This is a genomic window from Nocardia mangyaensis (genome assembly GCF_001886715.1).
Taxonomy (GTDB): Bacteria; Actinomycetota; Actinomycetes; order Mycobacteriales; family Mycobacteriaceae; genus Nocardia; species Nocardia mangyaensis.
The window spans coordinates 2300046-2317823 of record NZ_CP018082.1; the positions used below are offsets into that span (position 1 = coordinate 2300046).

Consider the following 17778-nt stretch of genomic DNA (forward strand, 5'->3'; position numbering starts at 1 on the left):
CGCGAGGACATCGGCAACTTGTCGGGTACGGGCCAACCCCCGTTCTGATCGACCGCCAGCGGCCGACGCGACTGTTTACGCACCTCGGTGGCGCTTGAAGTCGCGGGGAGGCGGTACAGTGGTGGTCCGTGGGTCAACAACGGAATCAGGCTCGACATGCCACCAAGCACATCTTCGTGAGCGGTGGCGTCGCCTCCTCTTTGGGTAAGGGTCTCACCGCCTCCAGTCTCGGTCAGTTGCTGACCGCGCGTGGCATGCGGGTGACGATGCAGAAGCTCGACCCGTATCTGAACGTCGATCCGGGCACCATGAACCCGTTCCAGCACGGCGAGGTGTTCGTCACCGAGGACGGCGCGGAGACCGACCTCGACGTCGGTCACTACGAGCGCTTCCTCGATCGCGATCTGTCCAAGGACGCCAACGTGACGACCGGTCAGATCTACTCGACGGTGATCGCCAAGGAGCGTCGCGGTGAGTACCTGGGCGACACGGTGCAGGTGATCCCGCACATCACCGACGAGATCAAGAACCGCATCCTGGCGATGCAGGGTCCCGATCTCGAGGGTCATGTGCCGGACGTGGTGATCACCGAGATCGGTGGCACCGTGGGTGACATCGAGTCGCAGCCGTTCCTCGAGGCGGCGCGTCAGATCCGCCACGACGTGGGTCGCGACAACGTGTTCTTCCTGCACGTGTCGCTGGTGCCGTACCTGGCGCCCTCGGGGGAGCTCAAGACCAAGCCGACGCAGCACTCGGTGGCCGCGCTGCGCAACATCGGTATCCAGCCCGACGCGCTGATCCTGCGCTGTGACCGCGAGGTGCCGCAGGGTCTGAAGAACAAGATCGCGCTGATGTGCGACGTCGACGTGGAGGCCTGCATCTCCACCCCCGACGCGCCGTCGATCTACGACATCCCGAAGGTGCTGCACAGCGAGGGCCTCGACGCCTACGTGGTGCGCAAGCTCGGCCTGCCGTTCCGTGACGTGGACTGGACCGTGTGGGGCGATCTGCTCGACCGCGTGCACGCTCCGCGCGAGACCGTCGAGGTCGCGCTGGTCGGCAAGTACGTCGACCTGCCCGACGCCTACCTCTCGGTCACCGAGGCGCTGCGCGCGGGTGGTTTCGCCCACCGCGCCAAGGTGAAGATCCGCTGGGTGCCCTCCGACGAGTGCGAGACCGACGCGGGCGCGCAGGCGGCGCTGCGCGACGTCGACGCTGTCCTGATCCCCGGTGGCTTCGGTATCCGTGGCATCGAGGGCAAGCTGGGCGCGATCGGCTACGCGCGCCACCGGAGGATCCCGTTGCTCGGCCTCTGCCTCGGGCTGCAGTGCGTGGTCATCGAGGCCGCGCGCTCGGTGGGTATCGCCGACGCCAACTCCGCGGAGTTCGAGCCGGAGACGAAGAACCCGGTCATCTCGACCATGGCCGATCAGGAAGACGTCGTCGCCGGTGCGGCCGATCTGGGCGGCACCATGCGCCTGGGCGCGTACCCGGCCACGCTGGAGAAGGGGTCGGTCGTCGCGCAGGCTTACGGTTCCGAGCACGTCTCCGAGCGGCACCGGCATCGCTTCGAGGTGAACAACGCCTACCGCGACGCCATCGCCAAGAGCGGGCTGCGGTTCTCGGGTATCTCGCCGGACGGGCACCTGGTGGAGTTCGTCGAGTACCCCGCCTCGGTGCATCCGTTCTTGGTCGCCACCCAGGCGCATCCGGAGCTCAAGAGCCGTCCGACCAGGCCGCATCCGCTGTTCGCGGCCCTGATCGCCGCGGCGCTGAAGTACAAACTGGCCGAACGCCTTCCCGTAGACTTCCCCTCCGAAGAGCTCGCGGAACAGACCGCGGATCACTGAGGAACAAGAGGGACAGTGAGCGAGCCCGGTAGTCACGACTTCCAGACGGTCTCCAGCCGGGTGCTCTACAGCGGCGCGATCCTGGCCCTGCGCCAGGATCAGGTCGCGATGCCGGACGGGCGGGTCGCCGAGCGCGAGGTCATCGAGCACCACGGTGCGGTCGCGGTGCTCGCGCTCGACGACGACGGCAACGTCGTGCTGATCCGCCAGTACCGGCACCCGATCGGTACGCGACTGCTCGAGCTGCCCGCCGGGCTGCTCGACATCGACGGCGAGGACCCGCTCACCGCGGCCAAGCGGGAGCTGGCCGAGGAGACGGGGCTGGCCGCCGAGCAGTGGTCGGTGCTGGTGGATGTGGCGCTCTCGCCGGGATTCACCGACGAGGCGCTGCGGGTGTTCTTCGCGACCGGGCTCAGCGCGACCGACCGGCCCGATCCCGAGCACGAGGAAGCCGATCTGGAACTGGTCAGGATGCCGGTCCAGCAGGCCGTGCGCGCCGCGCTGGCCGGGCAGATCGTGAACGCGACCGCGGTGGCCGGGGTGCTCGCGTACGCGGCGGCGACGGCCGGACAGGTGCCGATGCGGCCCGCCGACGCGCCGTGGCCGGGGCAACCCACCGCGTTCCTGCGGCGGAAGTCTGCCGAGGCGCGGTCGACCGACGAAGCGACCGAGCGTGGCGATGTTGCCGCAGGCGAGGGCTGACAGGCGCCCGGCGTGCTGGCGCCCGAGATCGACGCCTATCTCGACCATCTCGCGGTCGAGCGCGGAGCCGCGCGCAACACCCTCGGCGCCTATCGCCGAGATCTGGCCCGCTACCTGAGCTTTCTCACCGGCCGCGGCCGCGCGAGCCTGACCGAGGTGACTCAGGGCGATGTCGCCGAGTTCACCATGGCACTGCGCTCCGGCAGCGCCGATCATCCGCCCCTGGCGGCGGGTTCGGTGGCCAGAGCGCTGATCGCGGTGCGCGGACTGCACAAGTTCGCGGCGGCCGAAGGCATCACCGAGACCGATGTGGCGCATGCGGTGAAACCGCCCGCGCCCGGTCGCAGACTGCCCAAAGCGCTGCCGTACGACCAGGTGTCACGCCTGCTCGAAGCGGCCGGCGGTGGGGGAGACGGTGATCCGGCGGGCACCGACGGCGGACCGCGCGGGTTACGCGACCGCGCCCTGCTCGAACTGCTGTACTCGACCGGTGCGCGGATCTCGGAGATGGTCGGTCTCGACGTCGACGACATCGACGCCGAGCAGCGGTGCGTGGTGCTGCACGGCAAGGGTGGCAAACAGCGACTCGTCCCGATCGGACGGCCCGCGCTGGCGGCCGTCGACGCCTATCTGGTGCGCGGGCGTCCCACTCTGGCCGTGAGCGGAAAGGGTTCCGGCGGAGCGCTTTTCCTCAACCACCGGGGCGGCAGGCTGTCGCGGCAGAGCGCCTGGCAGGTCCTGCAGACCGCGGCCGAGAAGGCCGGGATCGGGGCGGCGGTGTCACCGCACACACTGCGGCACTCCTTCGCCACGCACCTGCTCGACGGCGGCGCCGACGTGCGGGTGGTGCAAGAACTCCTGGGGCACGCTTCGGTGACCACGACCCAGATCTACACCCTCGTGACGGTGAGCACGCTGCGCGAGGTGTGGGCCACCGCGCACCCACGCGCCCGCTGAACCCCCACCGCCGGGCTGGACGCAGCGGGTATCGTGCGAACACGCCCGGCGTTGCCATGCCGTACCTCACCGGTCGGAGCGGTAGCGTCTACCCAGAGCTGGACCGTACGAAAGCGAGCCGGTCACAGAATCGGCCTCGCTACCCTCGACAGGGGTTACCGGCAGGAAAACGTATAAGGAGCAGCGGATCGTGACGACAGCGGAAACACCGTGGGACGGTGGACCGGACCAGGTCGCCGAGGCCGTCGAGATGGGCCCGACCGGGCGCCCGCTGCGACTGGTACCCGAGCCACCACAGGTCCAGCGGCACGGCGACGCACTCGTCGTGGCGATGTGCAATCAGAAGGGCGGGGTCGGCAAGACCACCTCGACCATCAATCTCGGTGCGGCGCTGGCCGAGTACGGCCGCAAGGTGCTGCTCGTCGACCTGGACCCGCAGGGCGCGCTCTCGGCCGGTCTCGGACTGGCGCACCACGACCTCGATCTGACCGTGCACAACCTGCTGATCGGCGGGAAGGCGACGGTCGACGACGTGCTGCAGACCACCAAGGTCGAGGGCATGGACCTGCTACCCAGCAACATCGACCTCTCGGCCGCGGAGATCCAGCTGGTCAACGAGGTGGGCCGCGAGCAGTCGCTGGGCCGGGCCCTGTCCGGCGTGCGTGACCGCTACGACTACATCCTCATCGACTGCCAGCCCTCGCTGGGCTTGCTCACCGTCAACGCGCTGGCCTGCTCCGACGGCGTGATCATCCCGATGGAGTGCGAGTACTTCTCGCTGCGCGGCCTGGCGCTGCTCAACGACACCGTCGAGAAGGTGCGGGACCGCCTCAACCCGCGGCTGAGCCTCTACGGCATCGTGGTCACCATGTTCGATGCCCGGCTGCTGCATTCGCGTCAGGTGATGTCGCGCGTGGTCGAGGTGTTCGGTGACCTGGTCTATGACACCGCCATCTCGCGCACCGTGCGTTTCCCCGACGCCAGCGTCGCCGGGGAACCCATCACCACCTGGGCGCCGAAATCCGGGGGCGCGGAATCGTATCGGGCGATGGCGCGGGAAGTCATCCACCGGTCGGGCCGGTGATCGGAGCTACACCTGCGGTGCAAGCAGTATCCGAAGACCCTGACTCCGCCACCGAATCTCCGGTTCTCGGCCGCCTTGATTCTGGACCGACCAGAGGGTGCGACGAAGGAGTGCCCGGCGGGAGGGAAGAATCGAGGCCTCAGGGCCGAGAACCCGCGGCGCCAGCCGCCAAAGACACTGTTTTCCACCTGCGGCTCACGAACTTCGAGGGGCCGTTCGATCTGCTGCTGACGTTGATCAGCTCGCGCAAACTCGATGTCACCGAAGTCGCGTTGCATCAGGTCACCGACGAATTCATCGCCTACACCAAGGCATTGACCGCCGAGCTGGCCGAGAACACCAAGCTGCGCGCGGACAAGATCCTCGACCAGACCACCGAGTTCCTGGTCGTCGCCGCGACCTTGCTCGATCTGAAGGCGGCCCGGCTGCTGCCCGCGGGCGAGATGACCGACATCGATGACCTGGAACTGCTCGACGCCCGCGACCTGCTGTTCGCGCGCCTGCTGCAATACCGCGCGTTCAAGCAGGTCGCCGAGTTGTTCGCTGAACTGGAAGCCGCCGCGCTGCGCCGGTATCCACGCTCGGTGGCGCTCGAGGAGCAGTTCGAAGGGCTGCTGCCCGAGGTGACTCTCGGCGTCGACATCGGCGCCTTCGCCGAGATCGCGGCGGCCGCGTTCCGGCCGCGCCCGGTCGCCCAGGTCGGCCTCGGACACCTGCACATGCACACCATCTCGGTCGCCGAACAGGCCGAGCTGGTGCTGGCCCTGCTCAAGGAACGCGGACCCGGCGGGTGGACCACCTTCGCCGAACTGGTGGTCGACTGCACAGTCCCGGTGGAAATCGTCGCCAGGTTCCTGGCGTTGCTGGAGCTGTACCGCGGAAAGACGATCGCCTTCGACCAGCCCGACCCGCTCGGCCCCCTGGCGGTGAGCTGGCTCGGTGAACTCGATCCCGACGCCGAAGCGGCGGCCCTGACCTTCGAGGAGGACTACGGATGACCGAGGCAGTGTCGGAGTTCACTCCGGAGCCGCTCGACGACCCGGAACTGCGCTCCGCGCTCGAGGCGATGTTGCTCGTCGTCGATGCTCCGGCGCCGGTAGAGCAGCTGGCGGCGGCCCTGGACGACAGCGGCGAGCGGGTGGAGGACACCCTGCGGGCGATGTCGGCCGAACTGTCCGCGCGTGGTAGCGGCATCGACCTGCGTTTCGTCGGTGACGGGTGGCGCTTCTATACTCGACAGGAGTACGCGCCCTATGTCGAGCGTGTGCTGCTCGACGGGGCCCGGACGAAACTGACCCGGGCCGCCTTGGAAACCTTGGCGGTGGTGGCCTACCGCCAGCCGGTGACCCGCACCAGGGTCAGCGCGGTCCGCGGGGTGAACGTCGACGGAGTGATGCGCACGCTGTTGGCCAGGGGCTTGATCGCGGAAGCGGGTCAGGACCCGGAAACCAATGGCACGTTGTACCGCACCACCGAGTTGTTCCTCGAACGGATCGGGCTCGCCTCACTCGGCGACCTGCCTCCGCTGGCGCCGCTGCTTCCCGGCGTCGACCTGATCGACGAGATCAGCGAGAGCCTGGACACCGATCCCCGGTTCACCAGGGGTAAGAAACCCGCCGAGTCCGACATGGACCTCGGCACCGACGATTGACAGGACAGATGAATAATTCCGCTCGCCGAGATGGCACACCGGACCGAAGAAAACGCAGCGACCAGCCCCGTAGTGGCGCGAACCGAACCGCGGCTCCCCGCGGCGGCAGTGCGCGCACCGGTCAGGCGGGTTCCCGTGGTGAGGCCTCCGGCCGCCGCGGCACCAGCGCGGGTGGCTTCCAGCGCAGTGATGACACCGGCCGTCGCGGTACCTCTACCGGCGGATATCAGCGTGATGGCGAGTCGGCGGGCCGCCGCGGTGGTTCTGCCGGTGGCTACCAGCCGCGCGGCGGTTCCGCCGGTGGTCAGCGTGACGGTGCGCCCGCGCGCCGTGGCTCCGCGGGTGGCTACCAGCGCGAGGGCGCACCGACCGGCCGACGGGACGGTTCCGGCGGTGGTTACCCGCGTGACGATGCCGAGCGCGGTGGTTACCCGCGCGGTGCCGGTGCGGGGCAGCGCGGTGGCGCACCGCGCGCGGGTGCGACGGCCCGGCCGGCCACCACGCAGGCGCCCGCGGCTCGCAAGAAGACCGCCAAGCCGCAACGCAAGGTGGTCGCGCCGACCATCCTGAACAACGCCAAGCCCGCGCGGCACCAGCACGCCGACGCCACCGAGGGCCCGAAGAAGCTGCCCTGGGGCGAAGGCGAACGGCTGCAGAAGGTCCTCGCCAAGGCCGGAGTGGCCTCGCGCCGCGCGGCCGAGGACATGATCGCGGCCGGTCGCGTCGAGGTCGACGGCAAGATCGTGCGCGAGCAGGGTCTGCGCGTGGATCCGGAGAACGCGGTCGTGCGCGTCGACGGCACTCGTGTCGTCGTCCGCGACGAACTCGTGCACCTGGTGCTGAACAAGCCCAAGGGTTGGCAGTCCACCATGTCCGACGATCTCGGTCGACCCTGTGTCGGCGATATCGTCGCCGAGCGCATCGCCGCCGGTCAGCGCCTGTTCCACGTGGGTCGTCTCGATGCCGACACCGAGGGTCTGCTGCTGCTCACCAATGACGGTGAGATGGCGCATCGGCTGATGCACCCTTCCTTCGAGGTGCCCAAGACCTACCTGGCCACCGTGCACGGTGAGGTGAACTACCGGCTCGTCGCCAAGCGGTTCCGCGAGGGAGTCGAGCTCGAGGACGGCCCCGCCAAGGTCGACAAGTTCACCATGCTCGAGGCCTACGAGGGCCGCTCGCTGGTCAAGCTCGTGTTGCACGAGGGCCGCAAGCACATCGTGCGTAGGCTCCTCGACGAGGTCGGCCACCCGGTGATCCGGTTGGTGCGTACCCACCTCGGCCCGGTGGCGCTGGGTGATCAGCGTCCCGGCACGCTGCGCGTGCTCGGCCGTGACGAGATCGGCAAACTCTACGAGGCGGTGCAGCTGTGAACGGAGTGGATTTCTCGGTGGCGTTGTCCGGCGACCGGTTGACCGGTGACAGTGCGCTCGTCGTGGCCATGGACGGCCCGTCCGGCACCGGCAAGTCCAGTGTGTCGCGTCGGCTGGCGGCCCGCCTGGGCGCCCGCTACCTCGACACCGGCGCCATGTACCGGGTCGCGACCCTGCGGGTGCTGCGCGCGGGCGTCGACCTGACCGATCCGGCGGCGATCGCCGACACGGTTGCGGCACTGCCGCTGTCGATCGGCACCGATCCCAGCCACGAGGTGGTCGAGCTCGACGGTGACGACGTGTCCGCGGAGATCCGTGGCGATGCCGTCACCAAGGCGGTCTCGGCCGTCTCCGCGGTGGGGCCGGTGCGCGAGCAGCTCGTCGCGCTGCAGCGCGAGATCGCCGCGGTGTCCGGACGGATCGTGGTCGAAGGCCGCGACATCGGCACCGTCGTGCTCACCGACGCCGACGCCAAGATCTATCTCACCGCGTCGGCTCAGGCGCGTGCGCAGCGACGCAACGCCCAGAACATCCGCGAGGGCCGCGGCGACGACTACCAGGCCGTTCTGGCCGACGTGCAGCGTCGCGACACCCTCGACTCCACCCGCACGGTGTCGCCGCTGCGCCCCGCCGACGACGCGGTGCTCGTCGACACCAGCGAACTGACGCTGGACCAGACCATCGACGAGCTGTATCGCGTGGTGGCCCAGCAGCTCTCGGCCACGACAGGAGGGTCGCGATGACCGAAGAGGTACTCGCAGGCGACGGCATCTGGACCGACGAGTCCGAGTGGGAGCTCACCGACCTCGACGGTGAGCTCGACGGCGAGGAGCACCTCGTCATGCCGACACTGGCCGTGGTCGGGCGCCCCAACGTGGGTAAGTCGACCCTGGTCAACCGCATTCTCGGGCGGCGCGAAGCCGTCGTCGAGGACGTTCCCGGCGTCACCCGTGACCGCATCTCGTACGAGGCCAACTGGTCCGGGCGCCGCTTCCTGGTGCAGGACACCGGCGGCTGGGAGCCCGACGCCAAGGGCCTGCAGCAGCATGTGGCCCGGCAGGCCGAGGTGGCGATGGCGACCGCCGACGCGATCTTGCTGGTCGTCGACGCCACCGTCGGCGCCACCGCGACCGACGAGGCCGCGGTGCGCAAGCTGCGCCGCTCCAAGATCCCGGTGATCCTGGTGGCCAACAAGGTCGACGATCAGAAGGTCGAACACGAGGCGTCGAGCCTGTGGTCGCTTGGTCTCGGGGAACCGCGGATGGTCTCGGCCGCCCACGGCCGTGGCACCGGTGACCTGCTCGACGACGTGCTCGCCTCCTTGCCCGAGACTCCGCGCGAAGGCACCGGCGGCGCCGGTCCGCGGCGGGTGGCGTTGGTCGGTAAGCCGAATGTCGGCAAGTCCAGTCTGCTCAACAAGCTCGCCGGTGACGAGCGGTCGGTGGTTCACGACGTCGCGGGCACCACCGTCGACCCGGTCGATTCACTGGTCGAACTGGGTGGCAAGACCTGGAAGTTCGTCGACACCGCCGGTCTGCGGCGCAAGGTGTCCAATGCGACCGGCACCGAGTTCTATGCCTCGCTGCGGACGAAGTCCGCGCTGGAGGCTTCCGAGGTCGCGATCATGCTGATCGATGCCTCGGTGCCGATCACCGAACAGGACTTGCGGGTGATCAGCCTGGTCGCCGACTCCGGTCGCGCGCTGGTGCTGGCGTTCAACAAGTGGGATCTGGTCGACGAGGATCGCCGCTACATGCTCGAGCGTGAGATCGATCGCGATCTGGTGCGGGTGCCGTGGGCGCAGCGGGTCAACATCTCCGCCCACACCGGTCGCGCCGTGGCGAAGCTGGTGCCGCAGATGGAGACCGCGCTCGAGTCCTGGGACAAGCGCATCTCCACCGGCCGACTCAACACCTGGCTCAAGGAAGTCATCGCGGCCACCCCGCCGCCGATGCGTGGCGGGCGCCAGCCGCGCGTCATGTTCGCCACTCAGGCAGGTACCCGCCCGCCGACCTTCGTGCTGTTCACCACCGGCTTCCTCGAGGCCGGCTACCGCCGGTTCATCGAACGCCGCCTGCGTGAGGAGTTCGGTTTCGACGGCTCGCCGGTGCGCATCTCGGTGCGCGTACGGGAGAAGAAGGACCGCAAGAAGTAGGTCGAGTGCTGTGCGTGGGGCCCTGGCGAACATCGCCGGGGCCCTTCGTCTTTCAGGCGTCGAGCACGCGGTCGAGCAGGTGGTCGACGAGATCGGGTGCGCGCGCGGCGTAGTCGTCGTTGGTCAGCATGCCCTGGGCGAGGCCGCCGAGGGTGAGCAGGATGATCTCGGCGTCGGCGAGGACGGTCAACTCGGCGGCGGCGGCGCCGCGCAGGGCGCGCAGTTGTTCGGCCACCACGCCGACGATGTAGTTCGGGGCGCCGTGGGTGTCGCCGGATTCGACGTCGGGCCCGGTGAGCGCTGCCGCGTGAAAGATCCCGAGGATGACGGCATCTCGGCGACTCTGCGGGTCGAGGGGGAGTAGCGCGAGCAGGATCGCGCGGACGATGTCGCGGGGGGTCGGCGCGGTCCCGAGTGTGGCGAGTGCCTCCGTGAGCCGCGCTCCCGAAGATTCGACGACGGCGCGGTGCGTGGCGAGCAGGAACTCCCGCTTGGTGCCGAAGTAGTACTGCACCGACCGCACCGACACCCCGGCCTCCGCGGCGACCGACTGAAATGTCGCGGCCTCCAGCCCGCCTCGAGCGATGACCCGGCGCGCGGCTCCGGTGATTGCTCTGCGCCGTTCCTCGTGATCGGCCAAACGCGGCACGGTGTCCTCCTTCTCTCCCGGCCTTCCCGCAAGGATCTTCATGGTACGCCCATATCACTGTTGTGGTACGGTAATATCACCAACGAGGAACAGGGGTGGTCATGGCCAAGATCGGGCGATTCAAGAACGACAAGGCGCGGGTGGAGTACCTGCGTACCTATCGGGAGCTGGAGAAGGGGCTGCCGATTCCGTCGACCACGGTCGATGTCGCCACCTCGTTCGGCAGCACACACGTTCGTCGCTTCGGTGCTGGTGAGGGCCTGCCGATGGTGCTGATGCACTCCCTCGGCGGCAACAGTCTCGCCTGGAATCACGTCATCGAGGACCTGGCGCGTGATCGCGTCGTCTACGCCCCGGAGATGATCGGGACCCCTGGTCTGAGCGTGCAGTCCGCGCCGATCGACGAAACGCGCTTCGGTGCCTGGTTCGGAGAGGTTCTCGACGGTCTCGGCGTCGACCGGGTGCACCTGGTCGGGTACTCACAGGGCGGGTGGCAGGCACTGGCGATCGCCACCACCGAACAGCGCCGGCTGGCCAGCCTGACGGTGGTCGAGCCGACCGGGACGCTGACGAAGATCAAATGGTCCGTGCTGTGGACGATGCTCAAGACCGGTGCCCGCCCGACCGACAAGAACCTGCGCAAGATGAACGCCTGGCTCAACCCCGGCGTCACCCTCACCGACGCGGAATTCGCCGGGGTGAAGGCAGCCCTGGCGTATGTCCCGGCGATCGGTTACCCGCGGATGTTCACCGATGAGCGGCTCGCGACGATCACCACGCCGACGCTCGGTCTGTTCGGCTCGGAGTCGATACCGATCGACCCGAAGCTCGCCTCCCAGCGCCTGCGCGACAACCTGGCCACCTGCGATACCGAGATCTTCGCCGGGGCCGGGCACGGCATCTTCCATCAGATCCCGAACGAGGTCACGGCCCGCATCCTCGACTTCACCCGCCGCTACGAACCGACCGACGCCCGCCGCGGCGATTAGGGAACGGCCCGGAAGTCGGCGAAGTCGAAGCCGGGGGCGACCACGCAGCTGACCAGCACTTCCTCGCCGCCGCAGGGCCGGGCGGCCTGCCAGGCTCCGGCGGGGACGAGGTACTGGACGTGCTGGCCGTCGTCGAGATCCGGGCCGAGGACCACGCGCTCGGCGGTGCCGGGGGCATCGCCGTCGCCACCGAGGGTGAGTTCGAGGGGGCCGCCACGGTGCCACAGCCAGAGCTCGTCGGAGCGCACCGCGTGCCAGATCGACTGTTCTCGCGCAGGGAGCAGGAACAGAATGCCGGTCGCCGCGGCCCGCGTGCCCGGATAGCCATCGGGTGTGAAAGTGTGCGCGCTGCGCCAGGTTTCGCGGAACCAGCCGCCCTCGGGGTGGGGTCGCAGTTCGAGGGTTTCCGCGGTCGGAGGTCGACGCAACAGCTCGGTGTGGTGCCCGGTGGGGCCGCGCCGAGCCCAGCGGACCTCGGTGCGGTCGCGCCGGTGCACGGCGCCGGAGCTGTCCACTGCCGGTGTGAGCACGAGAACCGTTGCGGTGGCGGGCAATCCGTCGGCTGCCAGGAGCGCTTCCCGATCACTGTCGACGAGAACGACGTGCTCACCGTCGGTCAGGAGCTGTTCGCCCGCGGACTGCCAGACCTCGAACGTCGTGACGATCATCGGTCCATGCTAGATAATGCAGCGATGAGCCTCATCGGTACCGTGGTCGGCTACGTGTTGACGGTCTTCCTGCTGTTGCTGATCGCCCGGTTGGTGCTGGATTGGGCCGATATTCTGGGCAAGACGCCGCAGTGGGCGGGCAAGGCCCGGTCGGTGGTCCACGCCGCGACGGAACCGGTGATCGCACCGGTGCGACGATTCCTCCCGCCGGTCCGGCTCGGCGGATCAGCGCTCGACCTGGCTTTCACCGTGGTCTTCATCGCGGTACTGATCCTGCGTTCGGTGGCGTTCAGCCTGTAGCGGCGCTACTCGTCGGTGCCCTCGACCCGCCAGCGCGTCGTCACCGCGCGGACACACGCGGTGTCGGTGAGGGCGTCCACGGTGTCGGTGAGGGCCGATTCGCGAGCGCGGTGGGTGAGCACGATCAGGTGGGCGTCGAGGCCGTGGTGTTCCTGGCGGACGCGAGCGATGCTGACGCCGTGGTCGGCGAACACCGCGGCGACCTGGGCGAGGGCGCCCGCGTGGTCGGTGACCCGCAGATTGAGGTAATAGCGGGTGGGGGTGTCGCCGAGGGGGGCGACGGGGAGTTCGGCGTAGTAGGAGGCACGCGGGGCGCGGCCGCCGTGGACACGATTGCGGGCGGCGGTGACCAGGTCGCCGAGCAGGGCGGAAGCGGTGGCCGTGGTCGCGTCACGGCCGGAGAACATCAACTGCCCCGCACCCTCGGCCTCGACGGTCACCGCGCTGGTCGGCTCGCCGACCTGTGCGAGGGGATGCGCGACGGGGAGCAGCGCGGGATGCACACGCACCGAGATTCGTTCCTTGCCACCCTCTTCGGGCGTGAGCTGGCCACTGACCCTGGTGCAGACGGTGAGCGGGCGCAACCGCAAGGACAGCGCGTCGGTGGCCGCCAGGTCGTACGGCGTCACCGGGCCGGACTCCTCGACGTACACGTCACCGACCTCCACTCTGGTGTGGAAGGCCAGCGTCGCCAGAATCGCCGCCTGGGCACCTGCCTCGTGGGGCGTGCCGACCGGGAACACCCCGAGTACCTGGCGCACCCGATCACCGGACAGCGACTGGGTCAGTGGGCGCACCACCGGAACCCCGCCCGCCACCGCCGCTTCGAAGAACAGATCGCCACCGAATTCCGCGGCGGTCGCGGCCAACCGCGGCCCGTGTTCGGCGATCAGCGCCGTGTTCGCGGTGATCACCGACCGGCCCGCCCGCAGTGCGGCCAGCAGGGTGGGCGCCGACTCGGTGGTCTCGGTCGTGTCGACCACCAGCTCCGCCGAGGTCATCTCGCCGAGTACCAGCGCCGTCCCAGCCCGTTCGCGCAGGTCGGCCGCATTGTCACGGACGATTCGCGTGACCGTGGCCGCGAGTGGATTCGTGCCGTGCACCGTCGTGCCGAGGCCTGAACGAACGAGATTGCTGGTCATGGGAATTCGCCTATCCGCCGAGAGCCGCCGAACCGGGAACCACGCGACTCGCGCCCCCCGCTCCAGCCAGTATCACGGCCGATTCGGCTCGGCGGCAGTCGTTTTCACCACGAAACTGAACAGTCGTGCCAGAAATGCCGGGATACTCGAGATACTCGGAGGGGTCACGCGCGGATCACGCGTGGGCGAGCAGGGGAGAGGACGACGGAATGGCCCTGGTTGTACAGAAATTCGGCGGTTCGTCAGTAGCCACCGCAGAGCGGATCCGCCGGGTCGCCGAGCGGATCGTGGAGACGAAGAAGCAGGGGCACGACGTGGTGGTGGTCTGCTCTGCCATGGGCGACACCACCGACGAACTGCTCGAGCTGGCGGGCGAGGTGGCACCCGCCCCGCCGCCGCGCGAAATGGACATGCTGCTCACCGCGGGCGAACGCATCTCCAACGCGCTGGTGGCCATGGCGATTCACGCACTCGGCGCCGAGGCCCGATCGCTGACCGGCTCCCAGGCCGGCGTGATCACCACCGGCGCGCACGGCAACGCCAAGATCATCGAAGTCGACCCCGGCCGGGTGCGCCGCGCCCTCGACGACGGGGAGATCGTGCTGGTCGCCGGGTTCCAGGGCGTCAGCCAGGACAGCCGCGATGTCACCACCCTCGGTCGCGGCGGCTCCGACACCACCGCTGTCGCGTTGGCCGCGGCCCTGGGGGCCGATGTCTGTGAGATCTACACCGATGTCGACGGCGTGTTCACCGCCGACCCGCGCATCGTCGCCGATGCGCAGAAGCTCGACGAGATCTCTTACGAGGAGATGCTGGAGATGGCGGCGTGCGGCTCGAAGGTGCTGATGCTGCGCTGCGTGGAATACGCGCGCCGCTATCACGTACCCGTGCGCGTGCGCTCGTCCTACACCGACACCGCCGGTACCACCGTCTTCGGTTCGATGGCCGACATCCCCGCCGACCAGGCTGTGCTGACCGGCGTCGCGCACGACCGCAACGAGGCCAAGGTGACCGTGGTCGGCCTGCCCGACGAGCCCGGGTACGCGGCACAGGTGTTCCGTGCGGTCGCCGATGCCGAGATCGGCATCGACATGGTCGTGCAGAACACCGGCACCGGACGCACCGACATCACCTTCACCCTGCCCGCCGCCGACGGTGCCCGCGCGGTGGCGCTGCTGCGCTCGCGGCGCGCCGACATCGGATTCGCCGATGTCCGCTATGACGACCGCGTGGGCAAGGTGTCGTTGATCGGCGCGGGCATGCGCAACCAGCCCGGCGTCACCGCTGCCTTCTGCGAGGCGCTGGCCGCGGCGGGGATCAATCTCGACCTGATCGCCACCTCCGAGATCAGGATCTCGGTGCTGGTCAGCGACACCGATCTGGACGAAGCGGTCCGAATCCTGCACCGCGCCTTCGACCTCGGTGGTGCCGAGGTCGCGGTCGTGCACGGCGGTACGGGCAGGTGACTCGTTGACGGCAGACCTGAATGGAGAGTAATTTACCGATCAGTCAATTGATCACGAGCGACCGGAGGATTCCTTGACCACACGGCTGACCTCGTTCTCCCGGAACGGACTCGACTTCGACGTGGTCGACACCGGCCCGATCGACGGCCCGGTGGTCGTCGCGCTGCACGGCTTCCCGCAGACCGCGACCTCGCTGCGTGAGCTCACCGCCTTGCTCAACGCGCGCGGGTATCGCACCCTCGCGCCGAACCAGCGCGGGTACTCCCCGGGTGCGCGCCCGCGCGGCAGGCTGGCCTATCGGACGAGCGAACTCGTCGCCGACATCGCCGCGTTGATCGGCGAGCTCGGGCGGGGGCCGGTGCATCTGGTCGGTCACGACTGGGGCGCCGCGGTGGCCTGGTCGCTGGCCGCCGCGCGGCCGGAGCTGGTCCGCACGCTGGTGAGCGTGTCGGTGCCGCACCCCGGCGCGTTCCTCCGGTCGCTGGTCAGCAGCGATCAGCTCCTTCGCTCCTACTACATGGTGTTGTTCCAGCTCCCGGTGCTGCCCGAGCGTCTGTTGAGCACCCGGCCCGCCGTGTTGCACCGGGTGCTGACCAAGACCGGCATGTCCGAGGACGCGATCACCCGGGTGCGCACCGAGGTCATCGAGTCGGGTGCGCTCACCGGTGCGCTGAACTGGTATCGCGCCATGGCGCTGGGTTCACCGCGCGCGGTGACGGCGCGGGTCGCGGTGCCGGTGACCCACGTGTGGAGCACCGGCGACGGCGCGCTGTCGCGGCGTGGCGCCGAACTCGCCGAACAGTACGCCAGTGGCGACTACCGTCTCGCCGTGCTCGACGGCGCCTCGCACTGGCTGCCGGAGGAGCGTCCGGACGAACTCGCCGAGCTGATCGTCGACCGGATCGAGTCCGTGCGCCGGTGAGCCCGCCTCAGCCGAGCTGGCAGGCCAACGCCCGCAACGACGCGGGGGTCGCCGGGATCAACGGTGCCCGCCGCAGCGCGCGGGCGGCCAGCTGCTCGAGGATTCGCAGGCGTACCCCCGGCCACTCGTCGTGCAGGATCGAATAGAACGCGGTATCGCGCACCGCGCCGTCGAGGCCGCGTGAATGTGCCCGGCGCACACCGTCACTCACCGCGCCGAGCCGTTCGATCGCCGCGCGGGAGCGCTGGTTGCGGGCATCGGCGCGCAGGCTCACCCGGCGCACGCCCCAGCTGTCGAAGGCGTGGCTGAGCAGCAGGAGTTTGGCTTCGAGGTTCACCTGTCCACCGCGCACCGCAGGGGTGAGCCAGGTGTTGCCGATCTCCACGGCGTCAGGGATCGACCCGCCGGGCAGCGCGGTGACCGGCTCGGCCGACAATGGCCAGCTCAGCGGCCCCTGCCAGTAGTCGAGCCGGGTGAAGCGGGTCGCGCCGACCACGCAGTCGTCGGCGACAGTGATGATCGCGAAGGCCAGCGCGGTGCCGGCGAGCTGAGCGGCCTCGGCCTGGAAGACATAGGTGCGCGCCTCCTGGTCGCCGTGCGGGACGATGGTGAACCCGGCCGGGCTGCCGAGCGCGGCAGCCGCCGCGACCAGGCCGGGAACATGATGGGGCGCAAGGGGTTCCAGCCGTACGATGCGGCCGTCGAGGATAACGGGTGCGGGCATGATGACCGGCGTCCCTTCGTCTGAGAGGGTCACCGAATCACGAGGCGTGGATCTCACGCGGCACGTGATTGCGGCGAAGCGACACGAACGATCCAGCAGCATCGAAAAGAACTGGATGCAAGATAGCCGAATGTGACGCGTTCACCCGCTCGAACGCTCAGGATGTCGGGGTCGAAATTTCGCCGATCCGGGTGAATCGGCCTACCGCTTCGCCGCTACGGTGAGTTCCTTCCAGACCGTCAGCTCGCCGTCGACTGCGCGTGCCCCGACTTCGTGGTGTGTGGTGCCGCCGGCCGTTTCCGGTCGTCACGGCCTCGTGTCGGTCGCCGGTGTGGGTCGCGAGGGTGTCGCGATCGTCTTCCAGGTGTGTTCTCCCACGTCAAGGGCGTAACGGTTCGATAAATGACATGCTTGTCGGGTATTTGATCAAATGTCCAGTTGCGCTGGGGTTTCGCCAGTTCCGACGGGGATTCTCCGGAAGGGTGGCGCGCGTTATCGGTTCGTGTCGCACAGGTGTTCGATGTGATGCAGATCACATCAGCTGTCTTTCGGCTACCGCGGCTGGCACGCTCGTAATTGCTGAACGTTAACCGTTCGTGATCATCGGGCAGGTCGGCGCGGACCTTCCGTCACGAATGCCCCGATCGTCCGCTCCGGCGTGACGAGCACCGAAAGTTCCAGCGGGGATCGCCATCGGCCGTGTCGGGACGGTCGTCCAGAAGGGACCTCATGGATATGAGCAGCATCTACTTCGAACCGAACAGCAACCTGTCAGTTACCGACCGTGATCGCCGCGTCACCGCGAACTCGGCCGCCGACTCGTCCATCGCCCCACTGGCGATGCCAGGTCTGGTCCTCGGTCTGGTCCTGGTCGGCCTCGGTGTCGCGGCGCTGTTGCGACTGGGGGACTGGGCTGGTAATTATGGTCCGGTGCTCGTTCTGGTCGCCTACCTGATCTATGTGGCCGCGGCCCTGCGGCTCTTGCTCTGGGGCGCGGTCACCGTGCGATCGTTGCACCGCAGATAGCCGATTGCCTTTCGGCAAAGCCGCCGCGCACTGCGCGGCGGCTTTATTCTTTCGTCGCCTTTCGTCCGCGCGAGTTCCGGTAATGTCTGTCGAACGGATTTCGGTCTTTCGACGAGCTTC

The 17778-nt window shown here is 68.7% G+C and carries 18 protein-coding genes; 14 read left to right on the plus strand and 4 right to left on the minus strand.

The annotated features are described in order from the left end of the window. Window positions 1–128: 128 nt before the first annotated feature. From BOX37_RS10420 to der, 9 genes are all read left to right on the plus strand, one after another. Entirely contained in the window at window positions 129–1850 is a 1722-nt protein-coding gene (locus tag BOX37_RS10420) for a CTP synthase (protein ID WP_071927465.1), read from the plus strand. A 15-nt stretch (window positions 1851–1865) separates the two neighbouring features. Next, a complete protein-coding gene (locus tag BOX37_RS10425; protein WP_071927466.1) occupies window positions 1866–2552 on the plus strand; it encodes an NUDIX domain-containing protein in 687 nt (228 codons plus the stop codon). A 12-nt stretch (window positions 2553–2564) separates the two neighbouring features. Continuing rightward, window positions 2565–3509: a site-specific tyrosine recombinase XerD gene (gene xerD / locus BOX37_RS10430; protein ID WP_071927467.1), complete on the plus strand. Its 945-nt coding sequence runs from the start codon at window positions 2565–2567 to the stop codon at window positions 3507–3509. A 250-nt stretch (window positions 3510–3759) separates the two neighbouring features. Continuing rightward, complete coding sequence (locus BOX37_RS10435) at window positions 3760–4593, plus strand: ParA family protein (protein ID WP_156910723.1); 834 nt, start codon at window positions 3760–3762, stop codon at window positions 4591–4593. 188 nt (window positions 4594–4781) lie between these two features. Further along, complete coding sequence (locus BOX37_RS10440; RefSeq protein ID WP_240505400.1) at window positions 4782–5591, plus strand: segregation and condensation protein A; 810 nt, start codon at window positions 4782–4784, stop codon at window positions 5589–5591. Further along, window positions 5588–6244, plus strand: a complete 657-nt coding sequence (scpB, locus tag BOX37_RS10445) for an SMC-Scp complex subunit ScpB (RefSeq protein ID WP_071927470.1) — start codon at window positions 5588–5590, stop codon at window positions 6242–6244. The genes BOX37_RS10440 and scpB overlap by 4 nt, the downstream gene beginning before the upstream one ends. A gap of 8 nt (window positions 6245–6252) precedes the next feature. Next, window positions 6253–7617, plus strand: a complete 1365-nt coding sequence (locus BOX37_RS33255) for a pseudouridine synthase (protein ID WP_084759530.1) — start codon at window positions 6253–6255, stop codon at window positions 7615–7617. Between the two features lie 68 nt (window positions 7618–7685). Beyond that, window positions 7686–8360 (plus strand): (d)CMP kinase, encoded by a 675-nt coding sequence (gene cmk / locus BOX37_RS10455; RefSeq protein WP_084760767.1) that lies wholly within the window; start codon window positions 7686–7688, stop codon window positions 8358–8360. After that, window positions 8357–9772, plus strand: coding sequence for a ribosome biogenesis GTPase Der (gene der / locus BOX37_RS10460; RefSeq protein WP_071927471.1), 1416 nt, complete (start codon window positions 8357–8359; stop codon window positions 9770–9772). Before cmk ends, der begins: the two co-directional genes overlap by 4 nt. Window positions 9773–9824: 52 nt before the next feature. On the opposite strand, the gene BOX37_RS10465 is transcribed toward der, so the two are convergent. Beyond that, a complete protein-coding gene (locus tag BOX37_RS10465; protein ID WP_240505296.1) occupies window positions 9825–10463 on the minus strand; it encodes a TetR/AcrR family transcriptional regulator in 639 nt (212 codons plus the stop codon). A gap of 59 nt (window positions 10464–10522) precedes the next feature. Between BOX37_RS10465 and BOX37_RS10470 the strand changes: the two genes are divergently transcribed. Beyond that, window positions 10523–11410: an alpha/beta fold hydrolase gene (locus BOX37_RS10470; RefSeq protein ID WP_071927472.1), complete on the plus strand. Its 888-nt coding sequence runs from the start codon at window positions 10523–10525 to the stop codon at window positions 11408–11410. Here BOX37_RS10470 and BOX37_RS35220 read toward each other — a convergent pair. Next, window positions 11407–11841 carry a cupin domain-containing protein gene (locus tag BOX37_RS35220; protein WP_240505401.1) on the minus strand — a complete coding sequence of 145 codons (435 nt, stop codon included), beginning with the start codon at window positions 11839–11841 and terminating at the stop codon, window positions 11407–11409. The two genes, BOX37_RS10470 and BOX37_RS35220, sit on opposite strands and share 4 nt — an antisense overlap. A 261-nt stretch (window positions 11842–12102) precedes the next feature. On the opposite strand from BOX37_RS35220, the gene BOX37_RS10480 reads away from it, so the two are divergent. Further along, window positions 12103–12378, plus strand: coding sequence for a YggT family protein (locus tag BOX37_RS10480; RefSeq protein ID WP_071927474.1), 276 nt, complete (start codon window positions 12103–12105; stop codon window positions 12376–12378). Window positions 12379–12383: 5 nt separating this feature from the next. Here the strand turns inward: BOX37_RS10480 and BOX37_RS10485 are convergent, their stop codons facing one another. Beyond that, window positions 12384–13520: an ACT domain-containing protein gene (locus BOX37_RS10485; RefSeq protein WP_071927475.1), complete on the minus strand. Its 1137-nt coding sequence runs from the start codon at window positions 13518–13520 to the stop codon at window positions 12384–12386. A gap of 209 nt (window positions 13521–13729) precedes the next feature. Here BOX37_RS10485 and BOX37_RS10490 point away from each other — a divergent pair, with 209 nt between their 5' ends. Further along, on the plus strand, window positions 13730–14986 hold the full coding sequence (locus BOX37_RS10490) for an aspartate kinase (protein ID WP_071927476.1): 1257 nt from the start codon (window positions 13730–13732) through the stop codon (window positions 14984–14986). Window positions 14987–15059: 73 nt separating this feature from the next. Further along, the gene (locus tag BOX37_RS10495) at window positions 15060–15908 is read left to right on the plus strand and encodes an alpha/beta fold hydrolase (RefSeq protein ID WP_071927477.1); all 849 of its coding nucleotides are present in this window, start codon (window positions 15060–15062) and stop codon (window positions 15906–15908) included. A 7-nt stretch (window positions 15909–15915) separates the two neighbouring features. Here BOX37_RS10495 and BOX37_RS10500 read toward each other — a convergent pair whose 3' ends face one another. Continuing rightward, window positions 15916–16632 carry a GNAT family N-acetyltransferase gene (locus BOX37_RS10500; RefSeq protein WP_071927478.1) on the minus strand — a complete coding sequence of 239 codons (717 nt, stop codon included), beginning with the start codon at window positions 16630–16632 and terminating at the stop codon, window positions 15916–15918. Between the two features lie 735 nt (window positions 16633–17367). On the opposite strand from BOX37_RS10500, the gene BOX37_RS10505 reads away from it, so the two are divergent. After that, window positions 17368–17658: a hypothetical protein gene (locus tag BOX37_RS10505; RefSeq protein WP_156910359.1), complete on the plus strand. Its 291-nt coding sequence runs from the start codon at window positions 17368–17370 to the stop codon at window positions 17656–17658. The last annotated feature ends 120 nt before the right edge of the window (window positions 17659–17778 follow it).